Below are 1,549 nucleotides of genomic sequence, written 5' to 3'. Positions count from 1 at the left end.
GATTCAGGCTGTCGAGCGGGCGGCGATTATCATGTCCGCGTTCACCCCGGCGCGGCCGAGGTTGTCACTCAACGAGATCACTGCGGCACTCGGTACCAGCAAGGCAACGGCCCATCGCTACACCAAGGCGCTCCGCGCAGCCAACTTGCTGCGGTACGACCCCACCGAGTCGGTGTATTCGCTGGGCCCGCAGGTCTTGACGTTGGCTGCAGCGGCGCGGTCGGGCCTTCCCGTGATCAAGCTTGCCGAACCGTTCATGGAGCAGCTGCTGCGCGAAGTGCAGGAGACTGTGGTCCTGAGCGTGTGGGACGGGGAGAGTCCCATCGTCGTTGCATCGAACGACAACACCGAACACGTTGCGCGAGTGGCGGTCCGGCTCGGGGCTCGGTTATCGCCGACGGCGTCGGCGCAGGGCCGCGTGTTCTGCGCCTACCTGCCCGAGGACGAGGTTCCGATGCTGCGTCGAGAGATGCAGTCGGATCCGGATTTCGCGAAGGAACTGAGTCGTATTCGAGAGATCGGCGTATCGGTGAAATCGCCCGTCGTGAACGGGCTCCGCACGCTGGCGGCTCCGGTGTTCCAGTCTGATCGTGTCGTGGCGGCTCTTGCCCTCGTGGCGACGTCGAATGCAGGTGACGACGAAGTCGACCGCAACATCGATGCCCTGCGGCGCGCTGCCGAGCACCTGTCGTCGGCGCTCGGCAACGGTTAGACCTCTATCTGTCCGACGAGTGACCGGGCGTTGTCGACAATGTCGAATCGATCAGCGGCGCGATGTTGTTCACCGCCGATGCGGCTTCGCCGAAGCCGACGCTCATCAGCCGCACCTTGGTGGGGTACTCGCTGATGTCGCCCGCCGCGAACACTCGGGGAATCGACGTCTGCATGTCACGGCCGACGACGATACGGCGTTTGTCCTGCTCGAGGCCCCAGGAATCCAACGGCCCCAGGTCGGCGATGAATCCCAGCGCGGCCACAACGGCGGACGCTTTCAATTCGACCGGTTCGGGATCCTGCTTGTTGCGGATGGTGACTCCGGTGATCCAGTCGTCTCCGCTCACCGACACCACCTCGTGGGGCGTCATGACGGATACCGTCGATTGTTCGAGCAGCGCGACGCTGCGTTCGTGAGCACGGAAAGCGGGCCGACGGTGCACCAGTGTCACGGACGCCGCGACGGGCTCGAGACCGAGTGCCCAGTCGATCGCGGAATCGCCACCACCGACGATCACGACATCTTGACCTGCGAGTTCGTCGAGGCGGGGAACGAAGTACCGCAGTCCACGGCCGGCGAACTCGGAGCCGGCGGGTAGCTCGCGCGGGATGAAGCTGCCGACACCGCCGGTGACGAGCACTGCCTTGGCGTCGACGACAGTTCCGTTGTCCGCGGTGATCACGACCCCTCCCTGGCGTGACTCGAGCGTGGTCGCGGTGCGTCCCAGCAAGAGGGTCGGGGTGCTTTGCGTCGCCTGTGCATACAGGGAGTCGACGAGTTCCTGTCCCTTGATCGCAGCGAAGCCGGCGACGTCGTAGATCGGCTTCTCCGGGT

Annotated in this window: 2 protein-coding genes; one reads left to right on the top strand and one right to left on the bottom strand. The window is 65.0% G+C overall.

Annotated elements, in window-relative coordinates:
• On the top strand, window positions 1–712 hold a 712-nt coding region (locus tag WBQ44_RS21600), incomplete at its 5' end, for an IclR family transcriptional regulator (protein WP_495568712.1).
• Window positions 713–716: 4 nt separating this feature from the next.
• Here WBQ44_RS21600 and WBQ44_RS21595 read toward each other — a convergent pair.
• A partial coding sequence (locus WBQ44_RS21595) for an NAD(P)/FAD-dependent oxidoreductase (RefSeq protein WP_495568711.1) occupies window positions 717–1,549 on the bottom strand: 833 nt, incomplete at its 5' end.

The sequence above is a fragment of the Rhodococcus sp. (in: high G+C Gram-positive bacteria) genome (genome assembly GCF_049591685.1).
In the GTDB taxonomy this organism is placed as follows: Bacteria; Actinomycetota; Actinomycetes; order Mycobacteriales; family Mycobacteriaceae; genus Rhodococcoides.
Note: the sequence above shows the minus strand (reverse complement) of the source record. Positions and strands in the feature narration are given on the sequence as shown.